Here is an 844-nt window from a genome sequence, read left to right on the forward strand (position 1 = left end):
GGTCCTGCCCGCCTCCCTCCACATCGACGAGCCCTCACCACACGTCGACTGGTCCACCGGCGCCGTATCCCTACTGACCCGGGCCCAGCCCTGGCAGTCGGGCGACCAACCCCGCCGCGCCGGCATCTCCTCCTTCGGCATCAGCGGCACCAACGCCCACGTCATCATCGAAGAAGCACCGAACGCGGGCCCGCCGCCCAGGACGGTGTTGGTCTTCCCGGGGCAGGGGTCGCAGTGGCTGGGCATGGCTGTCCGGCTTCGGCGGGAGTTCCCGGTGTTCGATGCGCGGTTGGTGGAGTGTGAGCGGGCGTTGGCACCGTTCGTGGACTGGTCGCTGACCGAAGTGCTGGCCGGTGAGAGGGGAGCACCGGGGTTGGACCGGGTGGATGTGGTCCAACCCGCTTTGTGGGCGGTGATGGTCTCCCTGGCCACCGCCTGGCAAGAACTCGGCGTGGTCCCTGACGCGGTGGTGGGTCACTCCCAAGGTGAGATCGCCGCCGCCACCGTCGCCGGCATCCTCACCCTGGAGGACGGTGCCCGCATCTCCGCACTCCGTTCCCGAGCGTTGACCGCTCTGGCCGGCACCGGCGCAATGGTCTCCCTGCCCATGAACGCCGAGGACGCCACCGAGTTGATCAGCACCTGGGAGGGTCGTCTTCATGTGGCGACGCGCAACGGGCCAGTCTCCACCGTCGTGGCGGGAGATGTTGAGGCTGTCGAGGAGCTGATGCTCTGGTATGAGGGACAGGAGGTTCGGGCCCGGCGGATCGATGTCGACTACGCCTCCCACACCCCCCACATCGACCAACTCCACGACACCCTCGCCGAAGTGTTGAGGCCGGTG

1 protein-coding gene is annotated in these 844 nt (G+C 68.2%); it reads left to right on the plus strand.

Annotated elements, in window-relative coordinates; genetic code table 11:
* Positions 1–844: acyltransferase domain-containing protein (locus ACYVPE_RS39885; protein ID WP_461038738.1), on the plus strand; the 844-nt coding region annotated here is incomplete at both ends.

It is taken from the genome of Streptomyces mayteni (assembly GCF_054783955.1).